Origin of the sequence: Janthinobacterium sp. HH102, from assembly GCF_001758625.2 — a bacterium.
Classification (GTDB): domain Bacteria; phylum Pseudomonadota; class Gammaproteobacteria; order Burkholderiales; family Burkholderiaceae_D; genus Janthinobacterium.
In genome coordinates, this window is the sequence record NZ_CP062062.1 from 788,759 (window position 1) to 806,825 (window position 18,067).

An 18,067-nucleotide genomic window follows, 5' to 3' on the forward strand; every position below is an offset into this window, starting at 1 on the left:
GAGAAAGCCAGGCCTAGCCTGGCTTTTTTGTTTTCTGCTGCAGCTATCCTTTCAGCGGTGTACTATTCTTCTTTCGCGCCGGCTCGGCACAAGCGCTGCCTGCTCCGCGCGTCCTCCGTCGAATGGTCGAAAAGGTAGTTCATGTCCCGTTTCCCCTCCAGCGCCTCCGCGCGCGCCGCTCCATTACATCAATTGCTGATCTGGCTTGCCGCCTGTTTGCTGCTGGCCATGGCCGTCTTCGGCGCCAGTCATGCCCGCGCCGACGATGAGTTCCTCGATCCGGAACTGGCGTTCAAGTTTTCCGCCCGCATGCAGGATCCGTCCACCATCGCCGTCACCTACGTGATCGCCGACGGCTACTATATGTACCACGAGCGCTTCAAGTTCGAGGCCGTGGGCGCCAAGCTGGGCACGCCCGTGTATCCGGCTGGCAAGGTCAAGTTTGACGACACCTTCCAGAAGAATGTGGAAACCTTCCGCAAGACCCTGACCATCACCATTCCCGTTGCGGCGGCCGGGGCGTTCACCCTGAAGGCGACGGGCCAGGGCTGCTCCGACAAGGGCCTGTGCTATGCGCCGCAGGATGCGACAGCCCAGCTGGTGGGCGGGGGCGGCGGCCAGAGCGTGGCGCCCGGCGCGGGCCTGCCGTCGAAATTCGCTCTGCCGGCCGCGCCGGCAGTCGACACGGCGGCCGTCAACGGTCCGCAGGCGCAGGCGTCGCCCGGTGTGTCCGTGCTGAGCATTCCCCAGGCCGATATCACCAGCACGTCCGAGCCGGTAGCGGCGGCGCCCGTGGCGGCAAGCGCCGCACCCGCGCAAAGCGAGATGGGCAAGATCGAGGCGGCCCTGAAGGGCGGCAAGCTCCTCGTCATCGTGCCCCTGTTCATGCTGCTGGGCCTGGGGCTGGCGTTTACGCCGTGCGTGCTGCCGATGGTGCCGATTTTGTCGTCGATCATCATCGGCGATGGCGCCAAGGTCAGCCGCTCACGCGGCTTGCTGCTGTCGCTGACCTACGCGCTGGGCATGGCCATCGTCTACACGGCGCTGGGCGTGGCGGCTGGCCTGGCGGGTGAAGGCCTGGCGGCGCAACTGCAAAACCCGTGGGTGCTGGGCTTCTTTGCCTTGCTGATGGCGGGCCTGGCCTTGTCGATGTTCGGTTTTTATGAGCTGCAAGTGCCGGCTTTCCTGCAAGGCAAGCTGACGAGCGTATCGAACCAGCAATCGTCGGGCCGCCTGGCGGGCGTGTTCGTCATGGGCGCCATTTCCGCGCTGATCGTGGGACCCTGCGTGGCCGCGCCGCTGGCCGGCGCCTTGCTGTACATCAGCCAGACGCGCGACGTCGTCATCGGCGGCAGCGCCCTGTTTGCCATGGCCGTGGGCATGAGCGTGCCGCTGCTGCTGGTGGGCGTGTCGGCCGGCACCTTGCTGCCGCGCGCCGGCGCGTGGATGGATGCCGTCAAACGCTTCTTTGGCGTGCTGCAGCTGGGCGTGGCCTGGTGGCTGGTCTCGCCCGTGCTGCCGGGCGCCGTGCAGATGCTGGGCTGGACGGTCTTGTTGGTCGGCTACGGCATGTATCTGCTGGTGGGCAAGAGCGGCGCGCAACACGCCTGGGTGGCCAAGGCCTTCGGCCTCGTGTTTGCCGTGCTGGGCGCGATGCAGCTGGTAGGCGTGGCCAGCGGTGGCCGCGATCCGCTGGCGCCGCTGGCACACCTCGGCGGTGGCCAGGTGCACGCGCAACCGTTTACGCGGGTAAAGACCGTGGCGCAGCTCGATGCGGCGCTGGCGCAGCTGGGTGGCAAGCCGGCCTTGCTGGACTTTTATGCGGACTGGTGCGTGTCGTGCATCGAGATGGAAAAACTGACGTTCGTCGACCCCGCCGTGCGCGCGAAGATGGGGCAAGCCGTGCTGCTGCAGGTGGACGTGACGGCCAATGACGCGGACGACAAGGCCATGCTGAAACGTTTTCAGCTGTTCGGCCCGCCGGGCATCATCATGTTCAACCCGCAGGGGCAGGAAATCGCCCAGTCGCGCGTGATCGGCTTCCAGAACGCTGCCACCTTCCTGACTTCGTTGCGCAAGCTCGAGCAGTAGGAGGGGCAGGTCGGGTAGCTCGGGTTAGCCCGTCAGGGCGTAACCCGACGCCACCGCATACGTCAACCATGTTGTCGGATGACGCGGCGTTGCCGCTAATCCGACCTACGATTTACCCTGCTTTCGGATGCTGCTGCATGCCATGGTGGCCACCGCGATGGCCGCCGTGCCGGCCGGCCGGCACGCTGTCATCAAACACTTTCTTTTGCTCCGGCGTCAGCACGGCATAAAAGGTTTTCAACGAGGCCAGGCGGCTTTCCTGGTCTGCGATGCGTTCCTTCGACATGGCGATCCATTGTTCCATGCGTTCCGGCGCCGACAGCTTGGCCATCGCTTCGTGCCTGGCTTTCCAGTCGCCCATCGGCTTTTTCGGCGCATTGGCGGCCGTGAAGGTGGCCCAGGCCGGTTCCTGCGCGGCCGTCAGCTTCAGCTTGTCATGCAGGCGGGCCTGGTACTTGGCCATGCGTTCGGCCGGATTGCCGCCGCGGTGCTGGCCGCGCTGGCCATCATGTTGCATCTTGGTGCTGGCGGCAGGCGCGCTGGCGGCCGCTTCCTGGGCGTGGACGGTCAGCGATGCCGCACCCATGCCGAGTACGCTCATGGCGATGATCAAATTCTTGCGCAAGGTTGTCATTGAGGCGTTCATCTGGATTCCTTTGTAAAAGTGAGGGATGTACATGTTGCTGCACATGAATCCATGTTGGACGCGCCATGTTTCCCCGAAGTGTCCGCTGCCAGACAGTTTGTATCTATATGTTTCTTCGGGTCTTCTATATACAAGACGATACAAATGCGTTGTGCAAGGGCGGGGGAAGTGGGGATAATTCGTACCATGGAACCCACTTCTACAATTCTCATCGTCGACGACGACCGCGATATCCGCAGCTTGCTGGCGGACTACCTGGAAACGAACGCCTACCGCACCCTGGGCGCGGCGGATGGCACGGCCATGTGGAAAATCCTCGATGAAACGCGGCCCGATTTGATCGTGCTCGACTTGAACCTGCCCGGCGACGACGGCCTGACCCTGTGCCGCAAGCTGCGCGCGCAATCGACGGTGCCGGTGATCATGTTGACGGCGCGCAATGAGCCGCTGGACCGTATCCTGGGCCTGGAGATGGGCGCCGACGATTACTTGCCGAAACCGTTCGAGCCGCGCGAATTGCTGGCGCGCATACGCAGTGTCTTGCGCCGCAGCCATGCCATGCCGTCGAACGTCCCGTCGGACAAGGCGCAGCAAATCCGCTTTTCCGGCTGGACCCTCGACTTGACGGCGCGCCACCTGCTCAATCCCAGCGGCCTGGTGATCATGCTGTCGGGCGCGGAATTTCGCTTGCTGCGCGTGTTCCTCGAGCACCCGAACCGCGTGCTCAACCGCGACCAGTTGCTGAACCTGACGCAGGGCCGCGACGCGGACCCGTTCGACCGCTCGATCGATATCCAGATCAGCCGCCTGCGGCAAAAGCTCGGTGAAGATGCCCGCTTGCCGCAAATCATCAAGACCGTGCGCAACGGCGGCTACGTGCTGGCCGGCCAGGTCAATGTGGAGCCGCACGCGTGAAGGCCTTTCTGGGATCGATGACGGGCCGTGTCTTCATGTTTTTGCTGATCGGCATCGTCGCTTCGGCCGCGCTGACGCAGTGGCTGGCCGTGGGCGAACGCCAGCGCGCCATCGAGCAATACCGCGACTACCACGCCGTCGAGCGGGCCGAGCAGCTGGTGATGGCGGCCGACGTGGTGCCGCTGGCCTCGCGCGCCGCCTATCTGAAGGTGGCCAACAAGGGCAGCGTACGCCTGGAATTGCGTCCCGACGTCGAGCATGTGCCGGGCAAGCCGACGGAATTTTCCTCCGCCCTGCAAGCAAAATTGGGCGAAGGCTTCAAGGTCAGCGCGCTGGCCGAACGCCCGGAAGCCTGCGTCAAGCCGCGCCAGTCGCCGGGCATGTTTTCCGCCAAGCCATGGGGTGGTACCTGCGAAAACCTCGACGTGCGCATGCAGGATGGCCACGTGTTGCGCCTGATGGTCTTGCCGCCGCGCCAGCAGCCGCCGTTCAATGAACATAACGACTGGATGACCCTGCTGCCTTTCCTGATCAGCATCGCCATCCTCGCCTACCTGGTCACGCGCATGACCATGCGCCCGCTCAAGCAACTGGCGCAGGCGGCGAAAGACCTCGGTAACGACATCAACCATCCGCCGCTGACCCTGTCGGGCGCCAGCGAGATCCGCCAGGCCAGCGCCGCCTTCAATGCCATGCAGGCGCGTATCCGTCAGCATATTTCCCAGCGTACACAGATGCTCGCTGCCATCACGCACGACTTGCAGACGCCGCTGACTCGCTTGCGCCTGCGCCTGGAAAAAGTGGCCGATACGGAATTGTATGACCGCCTGGTGGGCGACCTGTCGGCCATGCAGAGCATGGTCAAGGAAGGACTGGACCTGGCTCGTTCGATGGATAGTACGGAAGCGATGCAGGCGCTCGATCTCGATTCGCTGTTGGATAGCGTCTGCTCCGACGCGGCCGATGCGGGCCAGAATGTGACCCTGGGCGGGCAGGCCGGCATGGCCTTGATGGCGCGCCCGATCGCCATGCGGCGCTGCCTGGTGAACCTGATCGACAATGCCGTCAAATATGGCCAGTACGCGCAGGTGACCGTCGAGCGCATCGCCGGCGCGGCACGCATCCGCATCCGCGATGGCGGGCCGGGGATTGCGCCAGATCAGCTGGCCAAGGTGTTCGAACCGTTTTATCGCATCGAGACCTCGCGTTCGCGCGAATCGGGCGGTACGGGCCTGGGCCTGACCATCGCGCGCAATATCGCCGAGCAGCACGGCGCCACGGTTTTGCTGGCCAATCACGTCGACGGTGGACTGGAAGTCACCCTCATCGTGCCAGAGTATTACGCAGGAAAGTGAGCATTTCCGTGCGACAATATTGTGCTTTAGGCTCCCTGGCACCTACATTCAACCTGCAGCCCCGCGCTGCGACAGCATGACAGAACAATGAAAAAGACTAGTCTGGCAATCCTCGTGGGTGCGGCCCTGTGTATCGGTGGCGGCATCTGGTATTTCAATCATCAGCCGGGCAAAACGGCCGCTGGGCAGGATGGCAAAGGGGGCAAGGGCGGGCAGGCGCCGACGACGGTGAGCGTGGTCGCGCCGGTGCGCCAGGATGTGCCGATGCTGCTGCAAGCCAATGGCAGCGTGACGCCGATCAGCAGCGTCGACTTGCATCCGCAGACGACCAGCACGATTACCAAGGTGCACATCCGCGAAGGCCAGTTCGTCAAGCAGGGCGAGCTGATGTTTACGCTGGACGCGCGCAGCGAGCATGCGAACGTCGACAAGGCGCAGGCGCAGGTCTTGCGCGACCGCGCTTCGGTAGCCGATCTCGAACGCCAGCTCAAGCGCAACCAGGATTTGTTGAGCAAGAATTTCATCGCCCAGGGCGCCGTGGACACGCTGCAAAGCCAGCTCGACGCGGCACGCGCCTTGCTGGCCGCCGACCAGGCCGCCTTGCGCGCCGCCCAGGTCGACTCCAGCTACACCGTCCTGCGCGCGCCGCAGGCGGGCCGGGTGGGCGCTATCAATGTCTACGCGGGCAGCCTGGTGCAGCCGGCCACGTCGCTCACCAGCATCACCCAGCTCGACCCGATCGACGTGGTCTTCACCTTGCCGGAAAGCAGCCTGTCGGGCTTGCTGGCGGCGCAAAAGGCGGGCGAGGTACCCGTCACGGCCCTGTTGTCGGACGCGGGCGGCAAGCAGCTCGATGGCAAACTGAACTTTATCGACAATGCCGTCGACCCCGCCACGGGCGTCATCAAGGTCAAGGCGCGCTTCAACAATGGCGGCACCGACCTGTGGCCTGGCCAGTACGTGAATACGCAGCTGACCGTGCGCACGCTCAAGGATGCGCTGGTGATCCCGCAAAACGCCATCATCACGAGTACCGCCGGCACCTTCGTGTACTCGATGGAGGCGGACAACACGGCCAAGATGCGCAAGATTACCCGCGTGTATGCATTCGGACCGAGCGCCGTCGTCACCGGCCTGGCGGGCGATGAAAAAGTCATCGTCGACGGCAAGCAGAACTTGCGCCCGGGTAGCAAGGTGCGCCTGGCGGAAAAACACAAGGCTGCCGACGGCGCCGCCGCAGCGCAGGGCAAGCCAGCATGAACCTGTCCGAACTGAGCATCCGCCGCCCCGTCATGGTGGTGTTGCTGTCCCTCTCCATCATCCTGGCCGGCGTGCTGGCCTACCTGCAAATTCCCGTGGCGGCCTTGCCGAGCTACAACACGCCCGTCATCAACGTCAGCGCCGACCTGGCCGGCGCCAGCCCGGAAACCATGGCCTCGTCGGTGGCCTTGCCGCTGGAAAAGCAGTTTTCCACCATTTCAGGCCTGAGCCTGATCACGTCCACGAGTACCCTGGGCAATACGTCGCTGACCCTGGAGTTTGACGCCAGCATCAATGTCAACGAGGCGGCCGTCGACGTGCAGGCGGCCCTGCTGCGCGCGCAGCGCCAGTTGCCGACGGAAATGACGGACTTGCCGTCTTACCGCAAGGTCAATCCGGCCGATGCGCCGGTGCTGTTCATCCAGATGACGTCGCCCTCGCTGAACTTGTCGGACCTCAACGATTATGCGGAAAACCTGATCGCGCCCAGCCTGTCGACCCTGCCCGGCGTCGCCCAGGTCATCGTCAATGGCCAGAAACGCTTCGCCGTGCGCGTGCGCGCCCGTGCCGACCTGATGAATGCGCGCAACCTGACGATGGACGAGCTGGCTGTTGCCTTGCGCACCTCGAACACGAATTCCCCGCTGGGCATCCTTGACGGTCCGAGCCAGACCCTGACTATCCAGGGTAATCCGCAAATGATGAAAGCGGCTGATTTTGCCGAACTGATCATCGCCAGCCGCAACGGCCAGCCCGTGCGCCTGAAAGACGTGGCCGAGGTGGAAGACAGCTTTCAATCGATCAAGTCCGTCGGCAGTTTCAACGGCGAGCGCTCGATCAGCCTGATGGTGCAGCGCCAGCCGGACGCCAATACCGTGCAAGTGGTCGATGGCGTGCGCCGTCTGCTGCCGGGCTTCAAGGAGCAATTGCCGCAGTCGATACAAATCAGCCTGGTCAACGACCGTTCGCTGTCGATCCGCGAAGCCATCCACGACGTCAATCTGACCCTGGCGCTGACGGTGGTGCTGGTGGTGCTGGTGATCTTTTTGTTCCTGCACCGCGCGGCCGCGACCTTCATTCCGGCCGTCACCATGCCGATCTCGCTGCTCGGTGCGCTGGCCCTGCTGTACTGGCTCGGCTACAGCCTCGACAACGTGTCCCTGCTGGGCATTACCCTGGCCGTGGGTCTCGTCGTCGACGATGCCATCGTGGTGCTGGAAAACATCGTGCGCCATATCGAGATGGGCAAGAAACCGATACGCGCGGCCCTGGAAGGGGCGAAAGAGATGGGCTTTACCATCATCTCGATTTCCGTCTCGCTGGTGGCCGTGTTCATCCCCATTTTCTTCATGCCGGGCGTGATCGGTTTGCTGTTCCACGAGTTCGCCGTCGTCGTTTCGCTGGCCGTGCTGGTGTCCGCCGTCGTGTCGCTGACCCTGGTGCCGATGCTGGCCAGCCGCTTCCTGCCGGCCGACTCGCGCGAGCACAATGACAGCGACCCCAGTCATGGCGAGAAAACCTTTATCGGCCGCCATTTCGAAGCCGGTTTCACGAAATTGCGCAACGGCTATGTGCATCTGCTCGACAAGGCTCTGGCGCACCGCAATGTGGTGCTGTTCGTTGCCATGTGCACCTTTGCGCTGACGGTACTGCTGTACGCGACCATTCCCAAAGGTTTCTTCCCCGAAGAAGACTTGGGCCAGATCCAGGTGAATACGGAAGCGTCGGAAGATATTTCGTCCGCGGCATTGCAGGACTTGCAAGCCCGCGTGGCGGCCGTGCTCAAGGCGGACCCAAGCGTGCAGGACGTGACGTCGTTCGTCGGCGGCGGCAACACGGGCCGCATGTTCATGGTCTTGAAACCGCGCAGCGAGCGCCCGAAAATGCCCGTGGTGCTGGAAAACCTGCGCCGCGCGGCGGGCACCGTGCCCGGCATGGCCGTGTATTTCCGGCCCGTGCAAAACTTGCAGCTGGGCGGGCGCCAGAGCAAGAGCCGCTACCAGTACACCTTGCAAAGCGTCAGTCCCGACGCCCTGAATGACTGGGCGGAAAAGTTCATTGCAGGCATGCGCACCGATCCCGCCTTCCGCGACGTCACCAGCGATTCGCAGATCAAGGGCTTGCAGGCATCGCTCCGGATCGACCGCGACAAGGCCAACCTGCTGGGCGTGCAGATGTCCGATATCCGCACGGCACTGTACAGCGCCTTTGGCGAGCGGCAAGTGTCGACCATCTATTCGTCGGCGGCCAGCTATTACGTGATCCTGGAAGCGGCCACGGCGGACCGCCAGTATGACGATGCGCTCACGCGCGTGTCCGTGCGCAGCAAGTCGGGCGAACTGGTGAAATTGTCGAGCATTGCCTACGTGGAACGCACGATCGGCCCCACCTCCGTCAACCACCAGGGGCAGCTGCAAGCCGTCACCATCGCCTTCAACCTGGCGCCGGACGTGCCGCTGGGGATCGCCACGGGCAAGATCGACGCAATGGCCAAGGACATGAGCTTGCCGGCCTCCATCATCACGCGCTACGGCGGCGACGCGGCCGTGTTCCAGAGCTCGCAATCGAGTCAGATCATCCTCATCATTGCCGCGCTGGGCGTGATCTATGTGCTGCTCGGCGTGCTGTATGAAAGCTATATCCACCCGCTCACCATCCTGGCCGGCTTGCCGTCGGCGGCCGTGGGCGCGCTGTTGACCTTGCGCCTGTTTGGCATGGACCTGACCATGATCGCCATCATCGGCATTTTGATGCTGATCGGTATCGTCAAGAAAAACGCCATCATGATGATCGACTTCGCCCTGCATGCGCAGCGCAACGAGGGGCTGGCGCCGGCAGAGGCCATCCGCCAGGCCTGCATCCTGCGTTTTCGTCCCATCATGATGACGACGGCGGCGGCCCTGATGGGCGCCTTGCCGATCGCTCTGGGCCTGGGCGCCGGCGCCGAGCTGCGCCAGCCGCTGGGGCTGGCCGTGGTCGGCGGATTGCTGTTTTCACAAGTGATTACCCTGTTCATCACCCCCGTCATCTATTTATTCCTGGACAAGTACAGCGGCACGGGGCCGATGACGGACGAGCAACTGGTGGCGCTCGACAACAAGGCTTGAGCGCATGCGTGACTGATGACCCGTGACCGGCGTCCCATTTCTGCGTGAATGGGGCGCCGGTTTTGTATGGGCAGTGATACATACGGTAACAACCGTCAAGGGATGGCTCGGGTACTCTGGTCAGCGCTGCAAGGAATGTCGCTATCCTGTACGCTGCGGGTTGGAAAGGCCGAGGAAGTGTTCCCAAAAGCAAGGGACTCTGGCACTATGGCTGCCCTGTAATGTTATTTCTTCGCTACACAGAAAGCACGATTCATTTTGCATGACACGACCCATTTGTTGGCTGCCGATTCCGATGTTTGCCCCACCTGCGGGCAAGTGATCCAGCCACCTCCGGCCTACGGGTCCAAGACCAGCACCACGCGCAAGGTTGCGCTCGGCGTGTCCGTCTTGCTGCACGTGCTGCTGGCGGCCTATGTCCTGTTGCGCAGTGACAAGATCGAAAAGATTCCGCCGCCGAAGAAGGAAAGCGCGATGGTCTACATCGCGCCGCTGAAGGACAAGCCGCAACCGAAGCCGCAGCCGAAACCTACGCCCAAGCCGAAGGACACGAAAGTGGCCAAGGTGAAACCGCCGCCGGCGCCGAGCAAGCGCGTGGTCACAAAAGACGTGCCGCGCGATAAACCGAAACTGGAAACCTACACGCCGCCGCTGGTGTCGAAAGTGCCGTTGCCGCCGCCGCCCGCTGAAGACATGAGTTCGATGATCGAGCAGCGCCGCAAGCAGCGCGAGGCGCAGAACCCCGCGCCGCCGGCCGAGGAAAGCGAAAACGACCGCGCCATGCGCGTGGCCAAGGCGAATATCGCCGGCGCGCAGGGACGCAATTCCGGCAGCGACCGCGAGGATTCGGGCGGCGTGTTTTCCATCGTCAACCAGACCTCGTTCAGCGCCGAAGTCAAGTTCAAGGGCTGGAACGGCAACTTCAAGCGCAACTGGCTGAAGCAGGAAAAAGTGGAACTGGGCAATGAGCCTGATATCGAAACGGCCATCATCAAGAAGATGATCCAGCTGATCCGTGCCGAAAAGCCCGGCGATTTCGTCTGGGAATCGCGGCGCCTGGGGCGTAACGTCAACCTCAGCGCGCGTGTGGAAGATACGGCCGAGCTGAGCGCCTTCCTGCGCCAGGAATTCTTTTCCGAGAAGCGCCCGGGGCCGGGACGGCGCTAGGCGCCCGGCGCCCGCGCAAGAAAAAAGGCTGCACCGTGTGAACGGGCAGCCTTTTTTTACGCAGCGTTGATGTCGATCAAGCCGGCTTGTCCGACTCCGGCTCGACGTCGTCTTCCATGTCGATCAGGTCGACCATCTGGGCCGCGCCATCTTCGCTGATGCCGGCCAGTTCCATGATCTTGTCGTTGGCTTCGTCGATGCCGACTCTTTTCAGGGCCGAGAACAGTTGCACGGTGAACGGGAAGCCGACGCCGTCTTCATCCACGTAGCTGTCGAGCTTGGCTTTCGCCTGGCGCAAGGCATTGACCGATTCATTGCGGTTCAGTTTATCGACTTTCGTCAGGATGCAGTGAATCGGTTTGCCCGTCGGGGCGAACCATTCCAGCATCTGGATGTCCAGGTCGGTGAACGGGCGGCGCGAATCCATGATCAGGATCAAACCGGCCAATTGTTCGCGGCGCTGCACGTAGTCGCCCAGCAGGCGCTGCCAGTGCAATTTCGCCGAGCCCGATACTTCCGCGTAGCCGTAGCCCGGCAAGTCGACCAGCAGGCATTCGATCTCTTCGACGATGGTGGCATCCTTGCGGTGCTGCGCCACGTGGGCGCCGCCGATGGAGAAGTAGTTGATGTGCTGGGTACGGCCAGGTGTCTTGGAGGCGAACGCCAAGCCTTTCTGATTACACAAGATGTTGATGGCGGTCGATTTACCGGCATTGGAGCGGCCGGCAAAGGCGATTTCCGGCACCGTGGTATCGGGCAGGTCACGCAATTGGTTGACGGTCGTAAAGAAGCGGGCTTGCCAGAGTTTTGACATGGGAGTAGTAAAGCAACAAAAGGGAGCGATAAGGGAGCGATAACGCCAAGAAGCTATTGTACAATAAGGGGTTGTTTATTGTTGCCGGCGTAGCAGCGATGCGGCTTGCGGCCCTGAAAATAAAGCAAAAATCCACAGGGCGCGGCAATGTCCACCACTAATTTCTCACTGTCTCAGGGTGCCTGAATGAATCGTGCGTTTTCACCGTTGTTCAAATCCATGCTGCTCGCTTTGCTGGCTGTATCGGCAACTGCCTCCGCGGTCGAAGCACCAAAACCGGCCGTCAAGGCCGACGCTGCCAAGGGCGCTACCCTGTACGCCGATGGCGATGCGGCGCGTGGCTTGCCTGCCTGCGTCTCCTGCCATGGCGCGGCCGGCAATTCGACCATCACGGTCAATCCGAAGCTGGCCGGCCAGCACGAAAGCTATATCTACAAGCAACTGGTCGACTTCACCACGCCGGAACGCAACCAGCCCGTCATGACGACGTACGCGAAGATGCTCAGCGACGCCGACAAGAAGAATATCGCCGCCTACCTGGGCGCGCAGCTGTCCAAGCCGGGTGCCGCGAAAAACAAGGATACTATCGACCTGGGCAAGAAAATCTACCGTGGTGGCATTGCTTCCAAGCAAGTTGCCGCCTGCGCCAGCTGTCATGGTGCGACGGGCAATGGCATTCCCGTCCAGTATCCGCGCATCGCCGGCCAGCACCAGGATTACACGGTGGCCCAGCTGACGATGTTCCGCAGCACCAAGGCCGATGCCCGCAAGAACAGCGCGCAAATGCACACCATCGCCGCCCGCATGTCGGATGACGAAATCGCCGCCGTGGCCGACTATATCGCCGGCCTGAAGTAAGTTTTCATAGTGGCAAGAGATTGCCAGGCGCAGCAGCGCGCGTGAACAAGGGCGGCCGTTTCCACAGGCTGCCCTTTTTCATGGCAGGGGCCAAACAGGAGTATGCTGCCGCCTTGCGCGGAGAAACACTCTGCTCCATGCCTACATTTCCTTGAAGATTGCATATCCCGTATGAGTATCCACGTATGAGCACTGGCACGACCGGAATCGAGTTAAAGACCCAACGCCGCAGCCTGGCTGAATTCGTCGAGCTGGTCTCGTCGATGCGCTTTGCCATCAGCTTGCTGACCTTGATCGCCGTCGCCTCCATCATCGGCACCGTGCTCAAGCAAAACGAGCCCATGCCCAATTATGTCAACCAGTTTGGTCCGTTCTGGTTTGCCGTCTTCGACAAGCTGAGCCTGTATTCCGTGTATTCGGCCTGGTGGTTCCTCGTCATCATGGGTTTTCTGGTCGCCTCGACCTCGCTGTGCATCGTGCGCAATGCGCCGAAGATGCTCAAGGACATGCGCAGCTGGCGCGAAACCGTGCGCGAGCAATCGCTGCGCAATTTCCACCACAAGCTGGAATGGCAGGCGCCGCTGCCGCGCGCCGTGCTGGCGCAGCAGATGGTGATGCGCCTGAAAGACGCCGGCTACGGGGCCAAGGTGGTCGAGAAGGACAACGCCACCCTGGTGGCGGCCAAGCGGGGCGCGGCGAATAAATGGGGCTATATCTTTGCCCATGGCGCCATCGTCATCATTTGCGTGGGCGGCTTGCTCGATTCGGAAATGCCGATACGCGTACAGCAATGGTTCTTTGGCAAGACGCCGTTTTCCGGCAGCGGCGTGATCGCCGACATTCCCGCCCAGCACCGCTTGAGCCTGTCGAACCCTACTTTCCGCGGCAATACCATGATTCCGGAAGGCTCGTCGAGCAACACGGCCATTATTCCGCAGGCCGATGGCGTGCTGATTCAGGATCTGCCCATCACCATCCTGCTGAAGAAATTCCACATCGATTTCTACAGCACGGGCATGCCCAAGCTGTTCGCCAGCGATGTCGTCATCACCGACCATGCAACGGGAGAAAGTTTTCCTGCAACCATCAAGGTCAACCAGCCGCTGCTGTACAAAGGCCTGGCCCTGTACCAGTCCAGCTTTGAGGATGGCGGCAGCAAGCTCAAGTTGACGGGTTTTCCCATGACGGGCAAGACGACGAAACGCTTCGATATCGGCGGCGAAGTGGGCGGCAGCACGCCGCTCGAGCGCAGCGACGGCAATTCCTACACGGTGGAATGGTCGGGTTTCCGTCCGTTTAACGTGGAAAACCTCAGCGCGGGCCAGGACGTGCGCGCCGTCAACAAGGCGGAAAGTTTCAATGATAAATTTGCCGTCGGCCTCGATAAGCGCCTCGGGTCGGCCGCGAAGAACGCCAACAACAAGGATCTCAAGAACGTGGGGCCGTCGGTGCAATACAAATTGCGCGACAAGACGGGACAGGCGCGCGAGTACCAGAACTATATGCAGCCGGTCACGGTCGATGGCACGACGGTGTTTCTGGCCGGCATGCGCGTCAACCCCAGCGACCCGTTCAGCTATCTGCGCATTCCCGCCGACGACAATGTCAGCGTGAATGAGTGGATGCGTTTGCGTGCCGCGCTGCAAGATCCAGCGCTGCGTCAGCAGGCCGCCGCCCGCTATGCGGCGCGCGCCATGCCGCAGGCGAACGCGGAAGCCTTGCGCGGCCAGTTGCAGGAATCGGCGGCGAAAAGCCTGGGCATCTTTGCCGGCAACGGGCAAGAGGGCGGTTTCCTCGCCATTTCTCGTTTCCTGGAGAAAATTCCTGCCGCCGAGCAAGAAAAAGCGGCCGATATCTTCATGAAAATCCTCAATGGCAGCCTGTGGGACTTGTGGCAGGCGGCACGCGCCCAGGATGGCTTGAAAGCCGTCGAGGCCGATGACAAGCACGGCCGCTTCCTGCAGCTGGCCACGAATGCGCTGTCCGACAGCTTCTTCTATGGCGCGCCCGTGTACCTGCAGCTTGACGACTTTACGGAAATCAAGGCCTCCGTGCTGCAGGTGACGCGTTCGCCGGGCAAGAGCGTGGTCTACCTCGGTTGCCTGTTCCTCGTGATCGGCGTATTTTCCATGTTTTATATCCGCGAGCGCCGCCTGTGGGTGTGGATCAAGGATGGCGAGGGCGGCAGCGAGGCCCTGATGGCCATGAGCACGCAACGCAAGACGCTGGATTTTGAAAAAGAATTTGAGAACTTGAAGGCAAAGCTGCCGCAATCGGCGTAAGCTGCGCTGAGTTGGATTGGCTGAGTTTCGGGACGCTTGCGCGTCGCCGGGAATGGAGAAAATGATGGAATTGGCAAACAAGCAAATATATACGCAGGAAGCAGGATTTTTCAAGCGCCTGAGCCTGATCGATTGGCTGTACGGCGCCGGCTTGCTGGCGGCCTCACTGTTCGGCCTGATGCGCTTTGGCGCCTTCATGGATATCTATGAAAAGGCCATCCTGCTGGCCGCGGCACCCACGTTCGCGTGGCTGGGCTGGTACTGGAAGCCCGTGCGCTGGCTGATCCCGCTGGCGGCCGTGCTGTCGCTGTTCGCCATCGAACTGTATAGCGGCCACCTGGAGATGGCGAACCAGAAATTTTTCCTGAAATACATCTTGTCGAGCCAATCGGCCATCCTGTGGATGGGCACCCTGTTCGTGCTGTCGACCCTGTTCTACTGGATCGGCCTGGTGGCGCGTTCGGAATTCGGTTCGTCCGTCGGCTCCCTGCTGTGCTGGGCCGGCGTGGTGCTGGGCCTGACGGGCATGCTGGTGCGCTGGTACGAGTCTTACCTGATCGGCGCCGACGTGGGCCACATTCCCGTGTCGAACCTGTATGAAGTGTTCATCCTGTTTTCCCTGATCACGGCCATGTTCTACCTGTATTACGAGCAGCATTATGCGACGCGCCAGCTGGGCGCCTTCGTCATGCTGGTCATTTCGGCGGCCGTCGTGTTCCTGATGTGGTACACGGTCACGCGCGACGCGGCGGAAATCCAGCCGCTGGTGCCGGCCTTGCAAAGCTGGTGGATGAAGATCCACGTACCGGCCAACTTCATCGGCTACGGCACGTTTGCCCTGTCGGCCATGGTGGCGGCGGCCTACCTGCTCAAGTCGAGCGGCTACCTGGTCGACCGCCTGCCGTCGCTGGAAGTGCTCGACGACGTCATGTACAAGGCCATTTCCGTCGGCTTCGCTTTCTTCACGGTAGCGACCATCCTGGGCGCCCTGTGGGCGGCCGAAGCGTGGGGCGGCTACTGGTCGTGGGACCCGAAGGAAACGTGGGCGCTGATTGTCTGGCTCAACTATGCAGCCTGGCTGCACATGCGATTGATGACGGGCTTGCGCGGCCGCGTCGCCTCGTGGTGGGCGCTGGTGGGCTTGCTGGTGACGACGTTTGCCTTCCTGGGCGTCAACATGTTCCTTTCTGGATTACATTCTTACGGCAAGCTTTAATGACAGAAGCGTCATGAACGGCCCGGAAAAACTGGTGTAAGGTATATCCAATCACCTTTTTCCGGAGCCGCCATGTTGATCAAGCGCAGTCCCAACGGCATTGAGTTGCCGTATTCTTCCGAAATCACGCCGCGCGCCGTGTTTGAATCGCGCCGCAGCTTCATCAAGCAAGTGGCGCTGGGCTCGATGTCCAGCGCGGCCTTGCTGGAAATGGCCAGCCGCGAAGCCTTCGCGCAAGGCACGAATCCCAAACTGGCAGCCAAACTCAATCCCGCCTATTCGGCGCTGGACAAGCAGACGGCCTATAAAGACGCCACCAGCTACAACAATTTCTACGAATTCGGCACAGACAAGAGCGACCCTGCGCAAAACGCGGGCACCCTGCGCACGCGGCCGTGGACGGTCAGCATCGAAGGCGAAGTGAAAAAGCCGATGACGCTGGACCTCGATGCGTTGCTCAAGCTGGCGCCGCTGGAAGAGCGCGTCTACCGGCTGCGCTGCGTGGAAGGCTGGTCGATGGTGATCCCGTGGGTCGGTTATTCCTTTTCGGAAATCATCAAGAAGGTCGAGCCGACGGGCAATGCCAAGTACGTGGAATTCATCACCCTGGCCGACAAGAAGCAGATGCCGGGCGTGGGCAGCCGCGTACTGCAGTGGCCCTATACGGAAGGCTTGCGCATCGACGAAGCGAACCATCCGCTGGCGCTGCTGACTCTGGGCATGTACGGCGAAACCTTGCCGAACCAGAACGGCGCGCCCGTGCGCATGGTCTTGCCGTGGAAATATGGCTTTAAATCGGCCAAATCCATCGTCAAGATCCGTTTCGTCAAGGAACAGCCGCGCACGTCCTGGAATCTGTCGGCGCCGTCCGAATACGGTTTTTATTCGAACGTGAACCCGAACGTCGATCATCCGCGCTGGTCGCAGGCGTCCGAACGGCGCATCGGCGAAGACGGTTTTCTTGCGCGCAAGCGCAAGACCCTGATGTTCAACGGCTACAACGATGTCGCTTCCTTGTACGCGGGCATGGATCTGAAGAAGTTCTTTTAAGGAAAGACCATGGCCCTCAATCCCTCGATCAGGCAGTTGTCGCTGCTGAAAAGCCTGATCTTTTTGCTGGCGCTGCTGCCGTTCGTGCGCATGGTCTGGCTGACATACACGGGGCAACTGGTGGAGCCGCTGGAATTCATCACGCGCGGCACGGGCGACTGGACCCTGTATTTCCTGTGCATCAGCCTGGCGGTGACGCCCTTGCGGCGCCTCACCCAATGGAATTGGCTGATCAAGCTGCGGCGCATGCTGGGCCTGTTTGCGTTTTTCTACGCGGCGCTGCACTTCACCACGTTTTTATGGTTCGATCACTTTTTCGATCTGCAGGAAATGTGGAAGGATGTGCTCAAGCGGCCGTTCATCACGGTGGGCTTTATTGCCTTTGTCTTGCTGATTCCGCTGGCCGTGACGAGCACGAACGGCATGGTCAAGCGGCTGGGCGGCAAGCGCTGGCAGTGGCTGCACCGGTTGATCTATGTCATCGCGCCGCTAGGCATCCTGCACTTCTGGTGGATGAAGGCGGGCAAGCATAATTTCGCGCAACCGATCCTGTTCGGCAGTATCGTCGCGCTACTGCTGTTAATCCGAGTATATTTTGCCTGGAGCAAGCGTGTCAAAAATGCCAGGGCGGCGCATGCCGCCACCCCGGTGCGCTCCGTTTAGGTCGCCGGCACGATGACGGGCGGTGGCGGCACGGGGGCCGGTTCGACGGGACCTTTGGCTGGCGCGCCCTTGGCCGCTGGCGGCTTGGGCAGATACAGGGGACCGGGCTGGCCGCAGCCGGCCAGGACGCTAGAAACCACAATGGCGATGCCGATATAAAACGCTGAGGATGACTTCACGATTAGAATCACGGTTTGATTAAGATCTTTGGAGTGTAGCATGAGCGAATCGGAATTCCTGGCCCTGGCCGAAGCCACCCTGACCCAGATCGAGGCGGCGCTGGACCGGCTGAACGATGAAGACGTGCTCGACGTCGAATGTAGCCGCAGCGGCAACGTGCTGGAAATCGAATTCATCGATAACGGCACGAAAATCATCGTCAACAGCCAGGCCCCCATGCGCGAAATGTGGGTGGCCGCCCGTTCCGGCGGTTTTCATTACAAGCGCGTGGGCGACGAGTGGATCAATACGCGCGACGGCTCGGAACTGTTTGCGGCCTTGTCCGGCATGGCCAGCGAGCAGGCGGGCGCACCGGTGGTATTGAAGTAATTGTTTTAGCCGCGCGCAATAAAAAGGGCAGCCTGCATGGGCTGCCCTTTTTGCTTGCGTAATCCGACAACATTTGGCGCCGGCGTGGTGTCGG

Annotated in this window: 15 protein-coding genes; 12 read left to right on the forward strand and 3 right to left on the reverse strand. The window is 61.6% G+C overall.

Annotation, left to right across the window (positions count from 1 at the left end):
• The first annotated feature begins 141 nt into the window (after nt 1–141).
• Entirely contained in the window at nt 142–2,091 is a 1,950-nt protein-coding gene (gene dsbD / locus JAB4_RS03605; RefSeq protein ID WP_083287315.1) for a protein-disulfide reductase DsbD, read from the forward strand.
• A gap of 112 nt (nt 2,092–2,203) precedes the next feature.
• On the opposite strand, the gene JAB4_RS03610 is transcribed toward dsbD, so the two are convergent.
• Entirely contained in the window at nt 2,204–2,737 is a 534-nt protein-coding gene (locus JAB4_RS03610; protein WP_162995525.1) for a Spy/CpxP family protein refolding chaperone, read from the reverse strand.
• A gap of 186 nt (nt 2,738–2,923) precedes the next feature.
• On the opposite strand from JAB4_RS03610, the gene JAB4_RS03615 reads away from it, so the two are divergent.
• The 5 genes from JAB4_RS03615 (at nt 2,924) to JAB4_RS03635 (ending at nt 10,541) form a co-directional block, all read left to right on the forward strand.
• Nucleotides 2,924–3,652 carry a response regulator gene (locus JAB4_RS03615; protein WP_034753223.1) on the forward strand — a complete coding sequence of 243 codons (729 nt, stop codon included), beginning with the start codon at nt 2,924–2,926 and terminating at the stop codon, nt 3,650–3,652.
• A complete protein-coding gene (locus tag JAB4_RS03620) occupies nt 3,649–5,007 on the forward strand; it encodes an ATP-binding protein (RefSeq protein ID WP_070221702.1) in 1,359 nt (452 codons plus the stop codon). Before JAB4_RS03615 ends, JAB4_RS03620 begins: the two co-directional genes overlap by 4 nt.
• Nucleotides 5,008–5,094: 87 nt before the next feature.
• Nucleotides 5,095–6,267: an efflux RND transporter periplasmic adaptor subunit gene (locus JAB4_RS03625; protein WP_070221701.1), complete on the forward strand. Its 1,173-nt coding sequence runs from the start codon at nt 5,095–5,097 to the stop codon at nt 6,265–6,267.
• The gene (locus tag JAB4_RS03630; RefSeq protein WP_070221700.1) at nt 6,264–9,374 is read left to right on the forward strand and encodes an efflux RND transporter permease subunit; all 3,111 of its coding nucleotides are present in this window, start codon (nt 6,264–6,266) and stop codon (nt 9,372–9,374) included. The genes JAB4_RS03625 and JAB4_RS03630 overlap by 4 nt, the downstream gene beginning before the upstream one ends.
• 318 nt (nt 9,375–9,692) lie before the next feature.
• Nucleotides 9,693–10,541: a hypothetical protein gene (locus JAB4_RS03635; protein WP_083287317.1), complete on the forward strand. Its 849-nt coding sequence runs from the start codon at nt 9,693–9,695 to the stop codon at nt 10,539–10,541.
• Between the two features lie 76 nt (nt 10,542–10,617).
• Here the strand turns inward: JAB4_RS03635 and yihA are convergent, their stop codons facing one another.
• A complete protein-coding gene (gene yihA / locus JAB4_RS03640) occupies nt 10,618–11,355 on the reverse strand; it encodes a ribosome biogenesis GTP-binding protein YihA/YsxC (RefSeq protein ID WP_070221698.1) in 738 nt (245 codons plus the stop codon).
• A 186-nt stretch (nt 11,356–11,541) separates the two neighbouring features.
• Here yihA and JAB4_RS03645 point away from each other — a divergent pair, with 186 nt between their 5' ends.
• From JAB4_RS03645 to JAB4_RS03665, 5 genes are all read left to right on the forward strand, one after another.
• Nucleotides 11,542–12,213, forward strand: a complete 672-nt coding sequence (locus JAB4_RS03645) for a c-type cytochrome (protein WP_070221697.1) — start codon at nt 11,542–11,544, stop codon at nt 12,211–12,213.
• A gap of 185 nt (nt 12,214–12,398) precedes the next feature.
• Nucleotides 12,399–14,495 carry a cytochrome c biogenesis protein ResB gene (locus JAB4_RS03650; protein ID WP_070221696.1) on the forward strand — a complete coding sequence of 699 codons (2,097 nt, stop codon included), beginning with the start codon at nt 12,399–12,401 and terminating at the stop codon, nt 14,493–14,495.
• Nucleotides 14,496–14,559: 64 nt separating this feature from the next.
• Nucleotides 14,560–15,711 carry a c-type cytochrome biogenesis protein CcsB gene (gene ccsB / locus JAB4_RS03655; RefSeq protein ID WP_070221695.1) on the forward strand — a complete coding sequence of 384 codons (1,152 nt, stop codon included), beginning with the start codon at nt 14,560–14,562 and terminating at the stop codon, nt 15,709–15,711.
• A gap of 72 nt (nt 15,712–15,783) precedes the next feature.
• Nucleotides 15,784–16,761: a protein-methionine-sulfoxide reductase catalytic subunit MsrP gene (msrP, locus tag JAB4_RS03660; protein ID WP_070221694.1), complete on the forward strand. Its 978-nt coding sequence runs from the start codon at nt 15,784–15,786 to the stop codon at nt 16,759–16,761.
• A 9-nt stretch (nt 16,762–16,770) separates the two neighbouring features.
• Nucleotides 16,771–17,424: a protein-methionine-sulfoxide reductase heme-binding subunit MsrQ gene (locus tag JAB4_RS03665; protein ID WP_070221693.1), complete on the forward strand. Its 654-nt coding sequence runs from the start codon at nt 16,771–16,773 to the stop codon at nt 17,422–17,424.
• Here the strand turns inward: JAB4_RS03665 and JAB4_RS03670 are convergent.
• The gene (locus JAB4_RS03670; RefSeq protein WP_070221692.1) at nt 17,421–17,603 is read right to left on the reverse strand and encodes a lipoprotein; all 183 of its coding nucleotides are present in this window, start codon (nt 17,601–17,603) and stop codon (nt 17,421–17,423) included. The two genes, JAB4_RS03665 and JAB4_RS03670, sit on opposite strands and share 4 nt — an antisense overlap.
• 40 nt (nt 17,604–17,643) lie before the next feature.
• On the opposite strand from JAB4_RS03670, the gene cyaY reads away from it, so the two are divergent.
• Nucleotides 17,644–17,973: an iron donor protein CyaY gene (gene cyaY / locus JAB4_RS03675; protein WP_070221691.1), complete on the forward strand. Its 330-nt coding sequence runs from the start codon at nt 17,644–17,646 to the stop codon at nt 17,971–17,973.
• Nucleotides 17,974–18,067 lie beyond the last annotated feature (94 nt).

What these genes read in the sequence shown, in the direction of transcription:
- dsbD (WP_083287315.1), top strand. Translation starts at nt 142, where the DNA reads ATGTCCCGTTTCCCCTCCAGCGCCTCCGCGCGCGCCGCTCCATTACAT.
- JAB4_RS03610 (WP_162995525.1), bottom strand. Translation starts at nt 2,737, where the DNA reads ATGAACGCCTCAATGACAACCTTGCGCAAGAATTTGATCATCGCCATG.
- JAB4_RS03615 (WP_034753223.1), top strand. Translation starts at nt 2,924, where the DNA reads ATGGAACCCACTTCTACAATTCTCATCGTCGACGACGACCGCGATATC.
- JAB4_RS03625 (WP_070221701.1), top strand. Translation starts at nt 5,095, where the DNA reads ATGAAAAAGACTAGTCTGGCAATCCTCGTGGGTGCGGCCCTGTGTATC.
- JAB4_RS03630 (WP_070221700.1), top strand. Translation starts at nt 6,264, where the DNA reads ATGAACCTGTCCGAACTGAGCATCCGCCGCCCCGTCATGGTGGTGTTG.
- yihA (WP_070221698.1), bottom strand. Translation starts at nt 11,355, where the DNA reads ATGTCAAAACTCTGGCAAGCCCGCTTCTTTACGACCGTCAACCAATTG.
- JAB4_RS03645 (WP_070221697.1), top strand. Translation starts at nt 11,542, where the DNA reads ATGAATCGTGCGTTTTCACCGTTGTTCAAATCCATGCTGCTCGCTTTG.
- JAB4_RS03650 (WP_070221696.1), top strand. Translation starts at nt 12,399, where the DNA reads ATGAGCACTGGCACGACCGGAATCGAGTTAAAGACCCAACGCCGCAGC.
- ccsB (WP_070221695.1), top strand. Translation starts at nt 14,560, where the DNA reads ATGGAATTGGCAAACAAGCAAATATATACGCAGGAAGCAGGATTTTTC.
- msrP (WP_070221694.1), top strand. Translation starts at nt 15,784, where the DNA reads ATGTTGATCAAGCGCAGTCCCAACGGCATTGAGTTGCCGTATTCTTCC.
- JAB4_RS03665 (WP_070221693.1), top strand. Translation starts at nt 16,771, where the DNA reads ATGGCCCTCAATCCCTCGATCAGGCAGTTGTCGCTGCTGAAAAGCCTG.
- cyaY (WP_070221691.1), top strand. Translation starts at nt 17,644, where the DNA reads ATGAGCGAATCGGAATTCCTGGCCCTGGCCGAAGCCACCCTGACCCAG.